This is a genomic window from Oleisolibacter albus, assembly GCF_003336875.1.
Classification (GTDB): Bacteria; Pseudomonadota; Alphaproteobacteria; order Azospirillales; family Azospirillaceae; genus Niveispirillum; species Niveispirillum album.
The window spans coordinates 184,642-200,078 of record NZ_QGNJ01000008.1 but is presented as its reverse complement, the minus strand read 5'-3'; the positions used below and the strand labels follow the sequence as shown (position 1 = coordinate 200,078).

15 protein-coding genes are annotated in these 15,437 nt (G+C 70.0%); 8 read left to right on the top strand and 7 right to left on the bottom strand.

The features are described 5' to 3' along the window. The gene (locus DK368_RS12950) at positions 1 to 933 is read right to left on the bottom strand and encodes an ABC transporter permease subunit (RefSeq protein ID WP_114394372.1); all 933 of its coding nucleotides are present in this window, start codon (positions 931 to 933) and stop codon (positions 1 to 3) included. A 345-nt stretch (positions 934 to 1,278) separates the two neighbouring features. Between DK368_RS12950 and efp the strand changes: the two genes are divergently transcribed. From efp to DK368_RS12925, 5 genes are all read left to right on the top strand, one after another. Then, positions 1,279 to 1,845 (top strand): elongation factor P, encoded by a 567-nt coding sequence (efp, locus tag DK368_RS12945; protein WP_114394371.1) that lies wholly within the window; start codon positions 1,279 to 1,281, stop codon positions 1,843 to 1,845. Positions 1,846 to 2,043: 198 nt separating this feature from the next. Beyond that, on the top strand, positions 2,044 to 2,880 hold the full coding sequence (locus DK368_RS12940) for an inositol monophosphatase family protein (RefSeq protein WP_114394370.1): 837 nt from the start codon (positions 2,044 to 2,046) through the stop codon (positions 2,878 to 2,880). A gap of 118 nt (positions 2,881 to 2,998) precedes the next feature. Beyond that, complete coding sequence (locus DK368_RS12935; RefSeq protein WP_155524572.1) at positions 2,999 to 3,592, top strand: OmpA family protein; 594 nt, start codon at positions 2,999 to 3,001, stop codon at positions 3,590 to 3,592. Between the two features lie 68 nt (positions 3,593 to 3,660). After that, complete coding sequence (locus DK368_RS12930) at positions 3,661 to 4,794, top strand: flagellar motor protein MotA (protein WP_114394442.1); 1,134 nt, start codon at positions 3,661 to 3,663, stop codon at positions 4,792 to 4,794. A 36-nt stretch (positions 4,795 to 4,830) separates the two neighbouring features. After that, positions 4,831 to 5,883: a peptidoglycan -binding protein gene (locus DK368_RS12925; RefSeq protein WP_114394368.1), complete on the top strand. Its 1,053-nt coding sequence runs from the start codon at positions 4,831 to 4,833 to the stop codon at positions 5,881 to 5,883. Positions 5,884 to 5,898: 15 nt separating this feature from the next. Here DK368_RS12925 and DK368_RS12920 read toward each other — a convergent pair whose 3' ends face one another. Then, entirely contained in the window at positions 5,899 to 6,795 is an 897-nt protein-coding gene (locus DK368_RS12920; protein WP_114394441.1) for a LysR family transcriptional regulator, read from the bottom strand. Positions 6,796 to 6,878: 83 nt separating this feature from the next. On the opposite strand from DK368_RS12920, the gene DK368_RS12915 reads away from it, so the two are divergent. Both DK368_RS12915 and DK368_RS12910 read left to right on the top strand, forming a co-directional pair. Beyond that, positions 6,879 to 8,102 (top strand): YbfB/YjiJ family MFS transporter, encoded by a 1,224-nt coding sequence (locus DK368_RS12915; protein WP_114394367.1) that lies wholly within the window; start codon positions 6,879 to 6,881, stop codon positions 8,100 to 8,102. Beyond that, positions 8,099 to 8,698 (top strand): glutathione S-transferase family protein, encoded by a 600-nt coding sequence (locus tag DK368_RS12910; protein ID WP_114394366.1) that lies wholly within the window; start codon positions 8,099 to 8,101, stop codon positions 8,696 to 8,698. Before DK368_RS12915 ends, DK368_RS12910 begins: the two co-directional genes overlap by 4 nt. Here DK368_RS12910 and DK368_RS12905 read toward each other — a convergent pair whose 3' ends face one another. After that, positions 8,699 to 9,715, bottom strand: coding sequence for a lipid II:glycine glycyltransferase FemX (locus DK368_RS12905; RefSeq protein WP_240002480.1), 1,017 nt, complete (start codon positions 9,713 to 9,715; stop codon positions 8,699 to 8,701). It abuts the gene before it with no gap. Between the two features lie 55 nt (positions 9,716 to 9,770). Between DK368_RS12905 and epmA the strand changes: the two genes are divergently transcribed. Further along, complete coding sequence (epmA, locus tag DK368_RS12900) at positions 9,771 to 10,838, top strand: EF-P lysine aminoacylase EpmA (RefSeq protein WP_114394439.1); 1,068 nt, start codon at positions 9,771 to 9,773, stop codon at positions 10,836 to 10,838. Positions 10,839 to 10,857: 19 nt separating this feature from the next. On the opposite strand, the gene thiE is transcribed toward epmA, so the two are convergent. The 4 genes from thiE to DK368_RS12880 form a co-directional block, all read right to left on the bottom strand. Beyond that, positions 10,858 to 11,481, bottom strand: a complete 624-nt coding sequence (gene thiE / locus DK368_RS12895) for a thiamine phosphate synthase (protein WP_114394365.1) — start codon at positions 11,479 to 11,481, stop codon at positions 10,858 to 10,860. 160 nt (positions 11,482 to 11,641) lie between these two features. Beyond that, complete coding sequence (locus DK368_RS12890; RefSeq protein ID WP_114394364.1) at positions 11,642 to 12,571, bottom strand: class I fructose-bisphosphate aldolase; 930 nt, start codon at positions 12,569 to 12,571, stop codon at positions 11,642 to 11,644. 127 nt (positions 12,572 to 12,698) lie between these two features. Next, positions 12,699 to 13,124 (bottom strand): hypothetical protein, encoded by a 426-nt coding sequence (locus DK368_RS12885; RefSeq protein WP_114394363.1) that lies wholly within the window; start codon positions 13,122 to 13,124, stop codon positions 12,699 to 12,701. Positions 13,125 to 13,261: 137 nt separating this feature from the next. Further along, the gene (locus tag DK368_RS12880) at positions 13,262 to 15,337 is read right to left on the bottom strand and encodes a methyl-accepting chemotaxis protein (RefSeq protein ID WP_114394362.1); all 2,076 of its coding nucleotides are present in this window, start codon (positions 15,335 to 15,337) and stop codon (positions 13,262 to 13,264) included. Positions 15,338 to 15,437: the final 100 nt, after the last annotated feature.

Genomic DNA, 15,437 nt, shown 5'->3' with positions numbered 1-15,437 from the left:
TCACACCTTCTCGATGTCGGGGCGGCCCAGCAGGCCGGTGGGACGCAGCACCAGCACCAGGATCAGCACGCTGAACGCCGCCACATCCTTGTAAGCACCGGAGACATAGCCGGTGAAGAACGCCTCGATCAGCCCGATCAGCACGCCGCCCAGCATGGCGCCGGGCAGGCTGCCGATACCGCCCAGCACGGCGGCGGTGAAGGCCTTCATGCCGGCCAGGAAGCCGATGAAGAAGTCGATGACGCCGTAATACATGGTCACCAGCACGCCGGCCACGGCGGCCAGGCTGGCGCCCATGACGAAGGTCAGGCTGATGGTGCGGTCCACATTGATGCCCAGAAGCGCCGCCATGGTGCGGTCCTGCTCGCAGGCGCGCTGTGCCCGGCCCAGCGGCGTGCGCTGGATCAGCTGGGTGAAGCCCAGCATCAGCACCAGCGTCAGCAGCATGATGAACAGCTGGATGTAGCTGATGGACAGGTCGAAATTCTCACCCCGCCACAGGGTGAGGCCACCGACCAGAACGGGCTGAAGCGGCTTCGGCCGGGCACCCTGGGTCAGCATGACGTAGTTCTGCAGCAGGATGGACATGCCGATGGCGCTGATCAGCGGCGCCAGCTTCGGTGCCCCGCGCAACGGGCGGTAGGCCACCCGCTCCACGGTCCAGCCATAGGCCGCCGTGAACAGGATGGAGACCACCAGCACCGCCAGCAGTCCCAGCGCCACCGAGCCGACGCCGGCCGCCGACAGCAGGGTGAAGCCGGTCACGCCGACGAAGGCGCCGATCATGTAGATTTCGCCATGGGCGAAATTGATCATGCGGATGATGCCGTACACCATCGTATAGCCGATGGCGATCAACCCGTAGATGGCCCCCAAGGTGAGGCCATTGATCAGGTGCTGGAGAAATGTCCCCAGCGCGACAGCACTGTCCATGAAACCCCACCCGTTTGCCGCCCTGCGCGGTCTTCCGGCCTTGCCCTTTCTGCATCGGGGCTGATTGTTGCCGGTCTTGGGACTGAACCGTATCCGAGGCCCCCGCGGGCATCAAGCGCATGTGGGGCGGGAGACAGGGACAACAGCATGAAATCGCTGAAAATCCGGGAAAGAGGGCAGTTTCTGCCCGGAGGCGGGAGGTGCGGCCCCGATGGGGGGGCGGCAACGTTTGCATCGCCCGCCGGTTGCCTATGCGGCGGAAAACGGGACAAGGGATTTGCAGGGCTGCGGCCAAGCTGGTAGGTTCCGCGCCGTTTTCGGACTCCTACTGTTGAGAAGAGTGCCATGAAGGTCAACGCGAACACCATGCGCAAGGGCCACATCCTTGAGCATAACGGCAAGCTGTACGTCATCACCGGCACGCAGATCGTGCAGCCTGGCAAGGGTGGCGCCTTCATCCAGCTTGAGATGAAGGACGTGAAGACCGGCAACAAGAACATCGAGCGCTTCCGCACCGGCGAGTCCGTCGAGCGTGCCCGCCTCGACGATCACGAGATGACCTTCCTGTTCGCCGAGGGCGACCAGTACACCTTTATGGACAAGGAAAGCTTCGAGCAGGTCACCATTCCGGGTGAGCTGATCGGCGATGGCAAGATCTTCCTGCAGGACGGCATGGAAGTGGTGGTGCAGTCCTTCGAGGGCACGCCCCTGACCGTGGAGCTGCCGCAGACCACGACCCTGACCATCACCGAGGCCGACCCGGTGGTGAAGGGCCAGACCGCCTCCTCCTCCTACAAGCCCGCGCTGCTGGAGAACGGCGCCCGCGTGCTGGTTCCGCCCCACATCGAGGCCGGCACCCGCATCGTCGTGAACATCGAGACGGGCGAGTATCTGGAGCGCGCCAAGGACTGAGGCCGCGGGCAAGCGGACCATGTCCCGGGGGCCGGTCCTCCAGGGACGCTGTCCGCTTCCGCTTTCCAGCAGGAGTGCCCGGGGGCGACCCCGACGGCCTGCCGACTGTCAGGTCGAGTATCTGGTCGAGTATCCGGCGCCCGCGTGTCCCGCGCGGGCGTCTTCATTTCCGGTCTTGAAACAAGTGGAGCGATTTCCATGGCAGCCCGTTCGGCCATCCTCAACGTCATGACCCGTGCGGCGGAGAAGGCCGGCAAGGCCATCCTGCGCGACTTCGGCGAGGTGGAGCAGCTGCAGGTTTCCCGCAAGGGTCCCTCGGACTTCGTGTCCACCGCCGACCAGAAGGCCGAGCGCATCGTGCGCGAGGAGCTGCAGAAGGCCCGCCCCGATTACGGGCTGCTGATGGAGGAGACGGGCGAGGTCAAGGGCAAGGACCCGTCGCACCGTTTCATCGTCGATCCGCTGGACGGAACCACCAACTTCCTGCACGGCCTGCCGCATTGGGCCATCTCCATCGCCCTGGAAAAGGACGGGGAGATCGTGGCCGGCGTCGTCTACGAGCCCGTGCATGACGAGATGTTCTGGGCGGAGAAGGGCGGCGGCACCTTCCTGAACCACCGCCGCCTGCGCGTGTCCGGCCGGCGCGAGCTGGGCGACAGCCTGATCGCCACCGGCATCCCCTTCAAGGGCCACGGCAATGCCGGCAAGTTCCTGGTGCAGCTGGAAGCCGTCATGACCAAGGTCGCCGGGGTGCGCCGCTTCGGCTCCGCCGCCCTGGATCTGGCCTATACCGCGGCCGGGCGCTTCGACGGCTATTTCGAGACGGACCTGAAGCCCTGGGATGTGGCCGCCGGCGTGCTGCTGGTGTCCGAGGCCGGCGGCTTCGTCAGCGAGATCGGTCCGGGCAAGAACCCGGCCTCCGGCTCGTCGGTGCTGGCCGGCAATCCGCATATCCACGGCCAGCTGTCGGTGATCCTGCGCGACGCGGTGAAGCCGAAGGCGGCTGCCCCGGCGCCGGCCCCCGCCAAGTCCTGATCCGCGCCGGAGGGGGCATGCGGGGTTGTTCCCCCACGCCCCCTCCAGTAAGGTCGCGGCATCCGAACCGTTGCGGCCCGACATGCTGGGGCCACAATTGAAGGCTCTGATGGCGGCCGTGACCAAGACCCGAACCATTGCCGCGGCGGGTGCCGCGCTGTTCTCCAGCCTGCTGCTGACGGCGCAGGCCGCGGGGCAGGCGTCCCCCAGCGGTATCCCCGCCCCGGCGCAGCGCAGCGCTCCGCCTGCCCATGTGCAGGCGCCGCCGCCTCCCAATCTGGGCGAGCAGGTGATCCCGCCGCCGCCCGACCTGTCCGACATCCCGCCGGCTCCGCTGGCGGCCCTGCCGCCCGAGCGCACGGTGGCGCCGGCCAGCGGCAGCGTGCCCGCGTCTCTGCGGGGCAAGGACAGCGTGGCTCTGGCCTTCCCCGGCGGCAGCGACACGCCGCCGGCCGAGGCGGCGCCGCTGCTGGCCGATGTGGTGGCGCGGCTGAAGGCACAGCCGGCGGAGCGGCTGGAACTGCATGCACAGGCCCCGTCGCGTGCCGACCGCGTGGGCGAGGGGCGCCGGTTGGCCCTGCTGCGGGCCCGCGCCGTGCGCACCCAACTGGTGGCCAAGGGGATCGAGCCGACGCGCCTGATCGTCTTTGCCCAGACCGTGCCCACCGGCACCCCCGACTCCGACCGTGTGGATCTGGTGTTCCGCCCATGACCAGCCTGACCGCAGACCGGCGCCGGCCGGCCGACCCCGGTGACCCTGCGCCTGCCACGCCGGCGGCCATGTCGCGGCCCCAGCGCTATCTGACCCGGATGGTGGCGTTCCTGGCCATCGTCGCCGCCGTGGTGGCGGTGCTGTTCCCGGCCATCAGCCATGCCTTCCTGGCCAATCCCGGCCTGAACGGGCTGATCCTGTTCGCCGAGTTCATGGGCATCGTCTTCATCTTCCGCCAAGTGCTGATGCTGCGGCCGGAGGTGGACTGGCTGGAGGGCTTCCGGGCCGGACAGCCGCCTGCGGCGGAGCCGCGCCTGCTGGCACCCATGGCGCGCATGCTGGGCGAGCGGCTGGGGCGCTTCACCCTGTCGGCCGTGGCCACCCGCTCGCTGCTGGACGGTGTCGGCGCCCGCCTGGACGAAAGCCGGGAGATCAGCCGCTATCTCATCGGTCTGCTGATCTTCCTGGGCCTGCTCGGCACCTTCTGGGGCCTGCTGCACACGGTGTCGTCCATCGGCGGCGTCATCGCCGGCCTCAGCTTCGACAACAATGACGTGGGCAGCGTCTTCTCCACCCTGCAACAGGGTCTGGCCGCGCCCTTGAGCGGCATGGGCACCGCCTTCAGCTCCTCGCTGTTCGGTCTGGCCGGGTCGCTGGTGCTGGGGTTCCTGGAGTTGCAGGCGTCGCAGGCGCAGAACCGCTTCTATACCGATCTGGAGGACTGGCTGTCCGGGGCGACGCGCCTGTCGTCCGGCGCCATCGCCGAGACGGGGGAGGGCGGGTCGGTCCCCGCCTATATCCAGGCCCTGCTGGAGACCTCGGCCGAGAATATCGAGCGGCTGCAATACACCATGGCCGCCGCCGAGGAGGGGCGCCGCACCCACAATGCCCAGCTGATGCAGCTGACCGAGCGGTTGTCGACCCTGACCGACCAGATGCGCACGGAGCAGCAGCTGATGGTGCGGCTGGCGGAAAGCAATCTGGAGATGCGGCCGGTGCTGCAACGGCTGGCCGACGCCCTGGCCGGCGGCGGCAGCTTCGGCATCGACGAGGCCACGCGCACCCATATCCGCAATCTGGAGCTTTATACCGCCCGCCTGCTGGAGGAAACCAGCCAGGGCCGGATCCAGAGCACCCAGGAGATCCGCAACGAGATCAAGATCCTGGCCCGCACCATCGCCGCGCTGGGCGAGGGGGAGTGAGGACCGTGCGGCACCTCGGTCGGAAGGGAGCCTGAGATGGCGGCCTGGAGTCGGCGCGGCGGGCGCAGCACTGCCGTCGATGTCTGGCCGGGCTGGGTGGACGCCCTGTCCAGCCTGATCATGGTCGTGGTCTTCCTGCTGATGGTCTTCGTCGTGGCGCAGTTCTATCTGTCCACGGCCCTGCAGGGGCGCGACCGCGAGCTGGCGCAGCTGAACAGCCGCATCGCCCAGCTGGCCGACCTGCTGGCGCTGGAAAAGGACAATTCGGCCAAGCTGCAGGCCGACATCACCAGCCTGACCGACCGGCTGCGCGCCACCCTGTCCAGCAACGAGCAGCTGCAATCGCAGCTGAACGCCCTGGGGGCCGAGCGCGACCAGCTGGCCGGACGCCTGACCCAGCTGGGCGACACGGTGCAGCAGCGCCAGGGCGAGCTTGAGGCGGAACGGCAGGTCAGCGCCGAGGCCAAGGCCCAGGTCGATCTGCTGAACCAGCAGATCGCCGCCCTGCGCCAGCAGCTGGCCGAGCTGTCCCAGCTTCTGGACGCATCGGAGAAGAAGGCCAAGGAACAGGACGTCCAGATCGCCGATCTGGGCAAGCGGCTGAACGCCGCCCTGGCCGGCAAGGTGGCGGAACTGGCCCGCTTCCGCTCCGAATTCTTCGGCCGCCTGCGCGAGCTGCTGGGCAACCGCGAGGATGTGCGCATCGTCGGCGACCGCTTCGTCTTCCAGTCGGAACTGCTGTTCGAGAGCGGCAGCGCCGAGCTTGGCGATGGCGGGCGCCAGCGCCTGGCGGCGCTGGCCGCGACGCTGAAGCAGATCGCCGCCACGCTGCCGCAGGACCTGAACTGGATTCTGCGCATCGACGGCCACACCGATGTGGTGCCGATCAAGACCGACCGCTTCGCCAGCAATTGGGAACTGTCCACGGCCCGCGCCATCTCGGTCGTGCGCTTCCTGGTGCAGCAGGGCATTGCGCCGGAACGGCTGGCCGCCACCGGCTTCGGCGAGTTCCAGCCGCTGGACAACGCCAGCAGTCCCGAGGCGCTGGCCCGCAACCGCCGCATCGAGATCAAGCTGGACAGCCGCTGACCCGGAACAGCCCGGTCAGGCCGCGCGTGCGGCCTGCTGCCAGCCCAGACGGGCATGGTCGATGAAGCGGGCCAGCGCGCCGGTCAGGGTGGTGTCACGGCGCCGGACCAGCAGGGTCGGCGCCAGATCCCAGGGCGGTGGGACGGGGTGCAGCCGCACCGATGCGTGCAGGCGGGAGCCTTCGACCGAGGCGCGGGGCAGCAGGGCCACGCCGATGCCGGCGGCCACCCCGCCGATGATGCCGTCCAGCGTGCCGAACTCCTGGACCCGCGCATGGCGGATGTCGAGGGCGGCCAGCAAGCCCTCCTGCCGCTCGCGATAGGCGCAGCCCCGGCGGAAGGCCAGGATGCGCAGGTCGGCGGCATGCAGGGCCTGGGACAGGCCGCCGACCTCCATCGCCGTGGCCAGCATCATCTCTTCCTCGCCCATCGCCAGCATCTCCAGGTCGGGATGGTCCACGGGGCCGGCGACGAAGGCCGCATCCAGCCGATAACCCAGAACGTCGGCCAGCAGCGGACCGGTGGCCCCGGTCTGCAGCGACAGTTCCACCGCCGGAAAGGCGCGGTGGAAGCTGGCCAGCACCGTCGGAAGGCGGACGGCCGCCGTGGTCTCCATGCTGCCGATGGCCAGCGGCCCGCAGGGGGAGGCCGGGTTGCGCAGATCCCGCAGTGCCGCCCGCGCATCCGCCAGGGCCGCCACCACACGCCGGGCCTGGGGCAGCAGCACCTCGCCGGCGCGGCTGAGCACGAGATTGCGGCCGCTGCGGTGGAACAGCGGCGTGCCGAGGGCCGCCTCCAGCCCGCGGATCCGGGCCGTGACATTGGACTGCACGCAGTTCAGCCGGCGGGCGGCGGCGGTGACGCCCCCCTCATCCACGACGGCCAGGAAGAAGCCCAGATCCGTGCTGTCCATGCGCGCATCCATCATCCAAACAGAAGTATAATATCAAAACGTTTCATTTTTTCTGATGTCAAGCCCATGCCAGACTGCCGGCCATGCCGACAGTCCAGACCCGATCCGCCGCTGCCACGCGCCCCGCCTCGTCCGCCGCCGGACAGTGGCTGCGCCCCTCCCTGGCCGGGCTGATGGCGACGCTGCTGGGGCTGGGGCTGGCGCGCTTCGCCTATACGCCGCTGCTGCCGGCGCTGGTGCAGCAAGGCTGGCTGCGGGCCGATGCCGCCGCCTATCTGGGGGCGGCGGCGCTGCTGGGATATCTGATCGGGGCGCTGCTGGCGGCCCGGGCCGCGGTGCGCTGGGGCAATGTGCCGGTGCTGAAGGCCATGATGCTGCTGACGGCGCTGGCGCTGGCGGCCTGCGCCTGGAATGGCGGCGTGCTCTGGCTCAGCGTCTGGCGGGTGGTGGCGGGCATCACCGGCGCCGTGCTGGTGGTGCTGGCGGCGCCCACCGTGGTGGCGGGGCTGCCGCTGGCGCGGAAGGCGCGGGCCGTGGCCGTGGTCTTCTCCGGCATCGGTCTGGGCGTGATCCTGGCCGGATTCGCCATGCCGGTCCTGGCCGGGCAGGGACTGACCACGGCCTGGCTGGTGCTGGCCGCCGCGGCCTTGCTGCTGACGGCGCTGGCCTGGCGTCTGTGGCCGGAAGGGGGGCCGGCGCGGCCGGCGGTGGCCCCAGCCGCGCCGGTCACGTCCCATCGTAAGGCGCTGGCCCTGTTCACCCTGGCCTATGCCGGCGACGGCTTCGGCTATGTGCCGCACACGCTGTACCTGTCCGACTTCGTGGCCCGCGGCCTGGGCCAGGGCGTGGCCGCGGGGGGCTTCTATTGGGCGCTGTTCGGAGCCGGGGCGGCGGCCGGGGCGGCCGCGGCCGGCCTGCTGGCGGCCCGGCTGGGCTTCGGCCGGGCCTTCGTGCTGGTGCTGGCGATGAAGGCCGCGGCCGTGGCCCTGCCGCTGCTCTCCACCGCCGGGCCGGTGCTGGCCCTGTCGGCCATCCTGGTTGGGCTGCTGACACCGGGCAGCGTGGCCCTGGCCTCGGGCGTGTCGGCGCTGCTGGCGGGGCCGGCCGGGCATGTGCGGGCCTGGGGGCGCATGACGGCGGTGTTCGCCGCGACTCAGGTCGTCGGCGGCTACGGCCTGTCGGCCCTGTTCGCCACCATCGGCAGCCACCGTCCGCTGTTCGCCCTGGGGGCGCTGGCCCTGGCTGCCGGTGCGGCCGTCGGGCTGCTGGCCCTGCGCATCGACCATGAGGAACCGCGCCCATCATGAAGCTCTATGTCAACGCCACTTCCCCCTATGCCCGCAAGCTGCTGGTGCTGCTGCGGGAGAAGGGAGCCGCGGACCGGGTCGATCTGGTGAGCATCGATCCCTGGTCCGCCCCGGACGAGCTGGTGGCCCACAATCCCGTATCGAAGGTGCCGACGCTGGTCACCGGCGCAGGCTGGGCGCTGACGGAAAGCTGGGCCATCGCCGATTACCTGGATGCGGTGCTGCCGGGGCCGCGCCTGCTGCCCGCGGAGGGGGAAGGGCGCTGGCGCGACCTGCGGCTGGCCGCCCTGGCCCAGGGCCTGCTGGATGCAGCCTTCGCCGCGGCGGCGGAGGGGCGGCGGCCGGAGGACGGGCGCTCCCCGGCCTGGGTGGCGCGGCAGCGGGCTGTGGCCATGCGCACCCTGCCGGCGCTGACGGCAGCGCTGCCGGATCTGTCGGCGGGGTTCGGCCTCGGCGCCCTGTCGGTGGCGGTGGCGCTGGACTATCTGGCGTTCCGCCATGGCGATCTGGCGTGGGAGCGGCAGGCCCCCGATCTGGCCGGCTGGTTCCGGCAGGCAGCCGCCCGCCCGTCCCTGCGGGCCACGGATCCGCGCTGATCAGCGCCAGACGCCGACCAGTTCCTCCTCCTCGCCGCCCATGCCGCGCTTGAAGGCGGTCACGCCGGGGGCCTGGTCCGGCAGGATGCCGCCGAGATCGAACCAGAGGCGGCCCTGGCGCTTCAGCTCCAGCGCCGCCCGCCAGAGCAGCAGGTTGTGGGCGCGGCTGCGCCGGCCCTCCGCCCCGGTCCAGCCGATCTGGTAGGTGGCGGCCTTGCCGTGCCCCAGCAGCAGCACCCCGGCCACGGGCTGCCCGTCCTGGATGGCGCGCAACAGCAGAATGTCGCCATCCCCATGCATGGCCGTGCGCAGGCGGGTGACGAGACGGGCCGAGGGGCCGCGATAGCCCTTGGCGGCCCGGTCCTTGGCGTACTGCTCCAGCAGCCAGCCCAGTTGCTGCGTGCCGTCGCGGTCGATCTCCACCGTCAGGCCGGCGCGCTCGGCCTGATGCAGGGCGTTGCGCCATTTCTGGGCCAGACCGGCCCGCAGCGCGGCCTCGTCGGCCCGGAGGTCGAGCCAGAGCGTGCGGTAGCCTGGCCCCTTGACGTGGCTCCAGCCGGCCCAGCGCAACAGCGCCGCATTCTCGTCCGTGGCCGGCAGTTCGGGCACAATGGCGGTCCAACGCAGGGGGCCGCTGGGATAAGCCTGCCGCAGCGCCTTCAGCACGGCGGCATAGACGGCGGGCTTCTGTGCCTCCGGCCGCAGCAGCGGCCCGCGATGCAGGCGCACCACCCGGATCAGGCCCAGCACCCGCTTCTCCGTCACCACCACCAGCCCGATGGGCTTGTCCGCCAGTTCGATGACGCCCAGGCGGGGTTTCCACCCCTCCACCGTGAACTGGGCGGCGGAATAGCCGAAGCCCTGGGTCAGGGTGCTGCGCGGGCAGGCGGCCAGCAGCCGGTACCATTCCGGCACGGTGCCCACATCCCAGACGATGCGGATGGCGGGCGGGGCGGCGGTGCCTGGAGGCAGAGCGGGAGACGGGCCAGGGGGAGGAGTCGACATGGGTCCGGCCATGGGGGTATGCAGGGGCACTCTGCCCCGAGCCATGATCCGCTGTCGAGCCATGTCCATGCCCTCCGCCCCGCGCCCCGCCCTCCGCCGTCCCTGGTGGCATCCGGAGGCCTTCGCCCGCCGCCTGCCGCATCTGCGGACGCGCCAGACCATGACCCGCGCCGTGCGCGGCTGGTTCGAGGCGCAGGGCTTCACCGAGGTGGAGACGCCGGCCCTGCAGCGCTCGCCGGGGCTGGAAGTGCATCTCATGGCCTTCGCCACCGATCTGGTGGGGCCGCATCCCGACGACCGGCTGCGGCTGTATCTGCACACCAGCCCGGAATTCACCATGAAGAAGCTGCTGGCGGCGGGGCTGCCGGCCATCTTCCAGCTGTCACACGTCTTCCGCAACGGCGAGCGCTCCGGCACCCATCATCCCGAATTCAGCATGCTGGAATGGTACCGGGCCGGGGCCGGATACCGTGACCTGATGCGGGACTGCGAAGCGCTGGTGCGCACGGCCTGCAGCGCCGCCGGGACGACGCTGCTGCGCCGGGGCGAGGTCACCTGCGATCCCTTTGCGGACTGGGAGGTGCTGACGGTGCCGGAGGCGTTCCAGCGCCATGCCGGCATCGACCTGCTGGCCACCGCCCCCGACCCGCTGGCGCCCGACCGCGACCGTCTGGCCGCCGAGGCGGCGCGCATCGGCATCCGCACCGCCGCCAGCGACACCTGGGAGGACCTGTTCTTCCGCATCAGCCTGGACCGGATCGAACCGCATCTGGGCTTCGGCCGTCCCACTTTCCTGGCCGACTATCCCGTGTCCATGGCGGCACTGGCCCGGGCCAAGCCGGACGACCCGCGGCTGGCCGAACGCTTCGAGCTGTATGCCTGCGGGGTGGAACTGGCCAACGCCTTCGGCGAGCTGACCGATCCGTCGTTGCAGCGCCGCCGGTTCGAGGCGGACATGGCGGAGAGGCAGCGGCTCTATGGCGAGCGCTACCCGATCGACGAGGATTTCCTGGCGGCGCTGGCGCTGATGCCGGACAGCGCCGGCATCGCCCTGGGCTTCGACCGGCTGGCCATGCTGGTCAGCGGGGCCGACAGCATCGACGATGTGCTGTGGGCGCCGGTGGCCGCGGTATGAGGGCCCGCCGGCGCTGTGCCTAGCCGGCCAGGAGCGTGGTGAAGGCCTTCACCGCCGCGGCCGGGCCGTCGGGATGGGACCAGACGCCGCCGCAGACCGCCAGGAAGTCGGCCCCGGCGTCCACCAGGGGGGCGGCGTTCTCCACGGTGATGCCGCCGATGGCGACGCAGGGAATCTCCATCATCTCCTGCCACCAGCGCAGGATCTCGGGATCGGCGCGGGTCGGGGCGTCCTTGGTCTGGGTCGGGAAGAAGGCGCCGAAGGCCACGTAATCGGCCCCGTCCTCCCCGGCCACCATGGCCAGATGCCGGCTGTCATGGCAGGTGACGCCGACGATGGCGTCCGGCCCCACCAGCTTGCGCGCCTGCCGGTAGGGCGTGTCCTCCTGGCCGATATGCACGCCGTCGCAGCCCAGCTCCGCCGCCAGATCCGGCCGGTCGTTGAGGATGAAGGCCACATCGCGGGCCTGCACCAGCGGGCGCAGCAGGTCGGCGGCGCGGCGGACGGCATCATCCGGCACATCCTTCAGCCGCAGCTGGACGCAGGCCACGTCGCCGGCATCCAGCGCTGCGGCTAGGGTGGGGGCGAAAGCCTGCGGGTCGAAGGCGGGCGGGGTGATGAGATAGAGACGGCAGTCGGACATGCTGGACTTCTGACAGGAGGCGGATCTGGCGACCGGGATCGGTCCCAAACAGGAGCGGCCCCGCCCCGGAGAACCGGGACGGGGCCGCAGCATAGCTTGAACGGCGGGCCGTTGACACCGTTGCCGCCGTACAGGCGGCGCCGCATCACGGCCGCAGGGCTTACTCCTTGCCCTGGTAGATCTTCACCAGCTTGTCCAGCAGGGCCAGCGCATCCTCGCGGCTGCGCTGGAAGGCGTTGCGGCCGATGATGGAGCCGTTGCCGCCACCGTCGCGGATGGCGCGGGCATCCTCGAACACCGCATCCTCGCCCTTGGCGGCGCCGCCGGAGAAGACGACGATGCGGCGGCCGTTGAAGGACGCCTGCATGATGTGCTTCACGCGGTCGGTCAGCGTCTCACGCGGCACATTGGTCTTCTCGTAGATCTTGCGCGCCTCGTCCTGCTCCAGATCGGCGGTGGGCAGCTTGACCTTGATGATATGGGCGCCCAGCAGCGCCGCCATGTGGGCGGCATAGGCGTCCACATCCAGCGCCAGCTCACCCTTCTTGGAGATGTCGCCGCCGCGCGGATAGGACCAGATCACCGTGGCGATGCCCTTGGACTTGGCTTCGCGCGACAGCTCGCGGATCTCCTCGAACTGGCCGAACATGGCGTCGGAGCCGGGGTAGATGGTGAAGCCGATGGCGGAGCAGCCCAGGCGCAGCGCGTCGTCGACGCTAGCGGTCACAGCCTGGTCAGCGCCTTCCTTCAGACGGGACAGGCTGTTGGAGCTGTTCATCTTCAGGATCAGCGGGATGGAGCCGGCGAAGGTGCCGGCGCCGGCCTCCAGCGGGCCCAGCGGCGCGGCATAGGCCGACAGGCCGGCGTCGATGGCCAGCTGGTAATGGTAGTGCGGATCATAGGCCGGCGGGTTGACGCCGAAGCTGCGGGCCGGGCCATGCTCGAAGCCCTGGTCCACCGGCAGGATGATCAGCTTGCCGGTACCGCCCAGGCGGCCTTCCATCAGGATGCGGGCCAGGTTGGCCTTGGTCCCGGGATTGTCGCTCTCGTACCAGGACAGGATTTCCTTAACGCGCCGGGTGAGCTTCATAACCGCCTCGTTCCTCGGTTTTGGGATGGAAAGGACGAACGGTGGGCTTGATAGCCCACGCTTCTCGCCATTGCAACGGAGGGCGGGCGAAATGTAACGGACGTGCCGCCGTTACAAACCTTCGGATTCAGTCCTTTGGGGGAGCAGGTCGGGCCAGCCAGGCGCGCAGGGCGGCGGGGGACGCGCCGCCACGCAGGTCCAGCGCGCCGGCAACCGGCGGGTGCAGGCGGCTGCCAGCCTGGGCGGCGATGTCGGCCAGCCGGGCCCCGACATCGGCCGGGCCGGCAAAGGCGATGTCGCGCACGCCGGCTCGGATTGCAGCCAGCACATGACCGGGATTGTCGGCACAATCGAGCAGGGCGACGAGGGGATGGCCGTCGGCGGCCGTGTCCAGGGCCGACTCCAGTGCCGCCCACCAGCCCGGCCCGGCAAATCCGGCGGCACCGGGATCGCTCACCAGCACCAGCGGACAGCCCAGCTCCCGCGCGACGGCAAGAGCGGCGCGGCCATCGGCCAAACTGCGGATGCGGATGGGATTGGGGGGCAGCGGCATGGTGCCAGGGAACGCGGAAAGGGGGGACGGTGCCGACGATCCCCGACTCTGCCGGCCCGGCCGTCCGGTCGTCAACCCGACACAAAAAGAAGGCGGTGCCCCCGGAGGAGCACCGCCCAAGGCGGGGGGAACTTCGGTCAGGCGGCGCGGATGCCGGCCAGGAAGCCTTCGATGTCGCGGCGCAGGGTTTCGGACTGGCGCGACAGCTCGCTGGCGGCTCCCAGCACCTCGCCGGCGGCCGCACCGGTCTGGCTGGCGGCGTCGGCCACCTGGGCCAGATTGGAGGAGACCTCCTGCGAGCCGACGGCGGCCTGCTGCACGTTGCGGGCGATCTCCGCCGTGGCGGCGCCCTGCTCCTCCACCGCCGCGGCGATGGTGGTGGCGATCTCGCTGACGCGGCGGATGGTCTGGCCGATGGCGGTGATGGCGGCGACGGCCCCGCCGGAGGCGGACTGGATGCCGGCGATCTGGGCCGAGATCTCCTCGGTGGCCTTGGCCGTCTGGTTGGCCAGGGACTTCACCTCCGAGGCCACGACGGCGAAGCCCTTGCCGGCCTCGCCGGCGCGGGCCGCCTCGATGGTGGCGTTGAGCGCCAGCAGGTTGGTCTGGCCGGCGATGTCCTGGATCAGCTGGACCACGGCGCCGATGCGTTCCGCCGCCTCGGCCAGACTGCGCATGCTGGCGTCGGTCTGTTCGGCCTGGGCCACGGCGCTGGCGGCGATGCGGGAGGATTCGGACACCTGACGGCCGATCTCCTGGCTGGAGGAGGACAGTTCCTCCGCCGCCGAGGCCACGGTCTGGACATTGCTGGAGGTCTGGCCCGACACCGTCGCGCAGAGATTGACCTGTTCGTTGGTCTGGCGGGCGATATCGGTCATGGAGCGGGCGGTGCCGTCCAGCTCGGTGGCGGCCGAGGCCACGGCCTGCAGCACGTCGCCGATGGCGCTTTCGAACTGGCCGATCAGTTGCTCCACCCGCCGGGTGCGTTCCTCGCGGGCCTTGCGGTCGGCGGCGGCGGCCTGTTCCAGACGCTGGCGTTCCTGGGCATTGCGGTTGAACACCACCAGACCGCGGGCGATGTCGCCGATCTCGTCGCTGCGCTCGGCACCGACGATGCTGACCTGGAGCTGGCCCTCGGCCATGTGGCCGATGACCTGGGTCAGGCCATTGATCGGTGTGGTAACCCGGCGGCTGAAGATCATGGCCAGGACCAGGACGGCCACACCGACGCCGATGGTCAGCAGCACTTCCAGGATGATGCCGGTCATGGCACTGGCGGCGCGCTCATCCAGATAGGTCTCGCCGGTATCCAGGGCGGCATCGCGGATCAGCATGATGGGCTGGACGAAGTCGGACTGCTTGGCGCGGAAGGCGGGGACATCCAGCCCGTGCTTGCCATCGATACGGGCGGCATTGACGATGATGTCGTAGAGGTCGCCGCCTTCCTTGAAGTAGCGGGTTTCCACGGCCGACAGGGCCGCCACCACCTTGGGCGGGCTGCCGATCAGGCTGGCCTGCATCTGCACCCGCTTCCACACCTCATCGAGCCGCGCCATGGCGTCGGCATAGGCCTCGAGATTGGCGGCAGTGCCGGCGGCCGGATCATTGAGGAAGCGGCCGGCGATGGAGCCACGGTTGGCGACGGCGGCGCGGAGATCGATGGTCAGGCGGGCCAGGGAGACATAGTCACCGGCGCCGGGGCTGAGCCGGTTGACGCCCAGCTCCAGCGCTTCCAGGACCGGGGTGAATGCGGCGATGATCTGGCCGATGCTGGCCTGGTAGCTCTTGGCCAGAGCCGCATCGCGCTGCGATTTCTCCTGGCTGGCTGCGGCCACGGCCTGTGTGCGCACGGCCTGGAAGCGCGTGCGCAACTCGCCCACGGTCGCCAGCATTTTCTGGTCGCCCAGTTCGGTCTTGATCGTTTCAAGGCTGTCGTTGAAGGCCTTGTCGGTCTTGGCCGCCTCCTCGGCGATGCGGGCCCGGGTCTTCTCGTCGGCAGGGGCATCGGCCACCAGGGCCGCACCGACGACTCCACGCTCCAGCGGCAGCCGCTCGATGATCCGCGAGACGGCATAGAGCGAATGCATGTAGCGCTTGGCTTCCAGGCTGTCGCGGTGGCGTCCGATCTGCTGCACGACGAGGGTGAAGGCCAAGGCGACGGCGATCGCGCCGGCAGCAGAAATACAGACCATGAAAAGAGTTTTGACCCGCATGCCGCACCCTTCCTGAAGAGCCCAGGTTTCCTGACCGGACATTGATCGGCAGGAATTAAGCAAACATTACCAAATATCCCGGCTGGCGTTTGGTCGCAGA

What these genes read in the sequence shown, in the direction of transcription:
- DK368_RS12950 (WP_114394372.1), bottom strand. Translation starts at nt 933, where the DNA reads ATGGACAGTGCTGTCGCGCTGGGGACATTTCTCCAGCACCTGATCAAT.
- efp (WP_114394371.1), top strand. Translation starts at nt 1,279, where the DNA reads ATGAAGGTCAACGCGAACACCATGCGCAAGGGCCACATCCTTGAGCAT.
- DK368_RS12940 (WP_114394370.1), top strand. Translation starts at nt 2,044, where the DNA reads ATGGCAGCCCGTTCGGCCATCCTCAACGTCATGACCCGTGCGGCGGAG.
- DK368_RS12930 (WP_114394442.1), top strand. Translation starts at nt 3,661, where the DNA reads ATGTCGCGGCCCCAGCGCTATCTGACCCGGATGGTGGCGTTCCTGGCC.
- DK368_RS12925 (WP_114394368.1), top strand. Translation starts at nt 4,831, where the DNA reads ATGGCGGCCTGGAGTCGGCGCGGCGGGCGCAGCACTGCCGTCGATGTC.
- DK368_RS12920 (WP_114394441.1), bottom strand. Translation starts at nt 6,795, where the DNA reads ATGGACAGCACGGATCTGGGCTTCTTCCTGGCCGTCGTGGATGAGGGG.
- DK368_RS12915 (WP_114394367.1), top strand. Translation starts at nt 6,879, where the DNA reads ATGCCGACAGTCCAGACCCGATCCGCCGCTGCCACGCGCCCCGCCTCG.
- DK368_RS12910 (WP_114394366.1), top strand. Translation starts at nt 8,099, where the DNA reads ATGAAGCTCTATGTCAACGCCACTTCCCCCTATGCCCGCAAGCTGCTG.
- DK368_RS12905 (WP_240002480.1), bottom strand. Translation starts at nt 9,715, where the DNA reads ATGGCCGGACCCATGTCGACTCCTCCCCCTGGCCCGTCTCCCGCTCTG.
- epmA (WP_114394439.1), top strand. Translation starts at nt 9,771, where the DNA reads ATGCCCTCCGCCCCGCGCCCCGCCCTCCGCCGTCCCTGGTGGCATCCG.
- thiE (WP_114394365.1), bottom strand. Translation starts at nt 11,481, where the DNA reads ATGTCCGACTGCCGTCTCTATCTCATCACCCCGCCCGCCTTCGACCCG.
- DK368_RS12890 (WP_114394364.1), bottom strand. Translation starts at nt 12,571, where the DNA reads ATGAAGCTCACCCGGCGCGTTAAGGAAATCCTGTCCTGGTACGAGAGC.
- DK368_RS12885 (WP_114394363.1), bottom strand. Translation starts at nt 13,124, where the DNA reads ATGCCGCTGCCCCCCAATCCCATCCGCATCCGCAGTTTGGCCGATGGC.
- DK368_RS12880 (WP_114394362.1), bottom strand. Translation starts at nt 15,337, where the DNA reads ATGCGGGTCAAAACTCTTTTCATGGTCTGTATTTCTGCTGCCGGCGCG.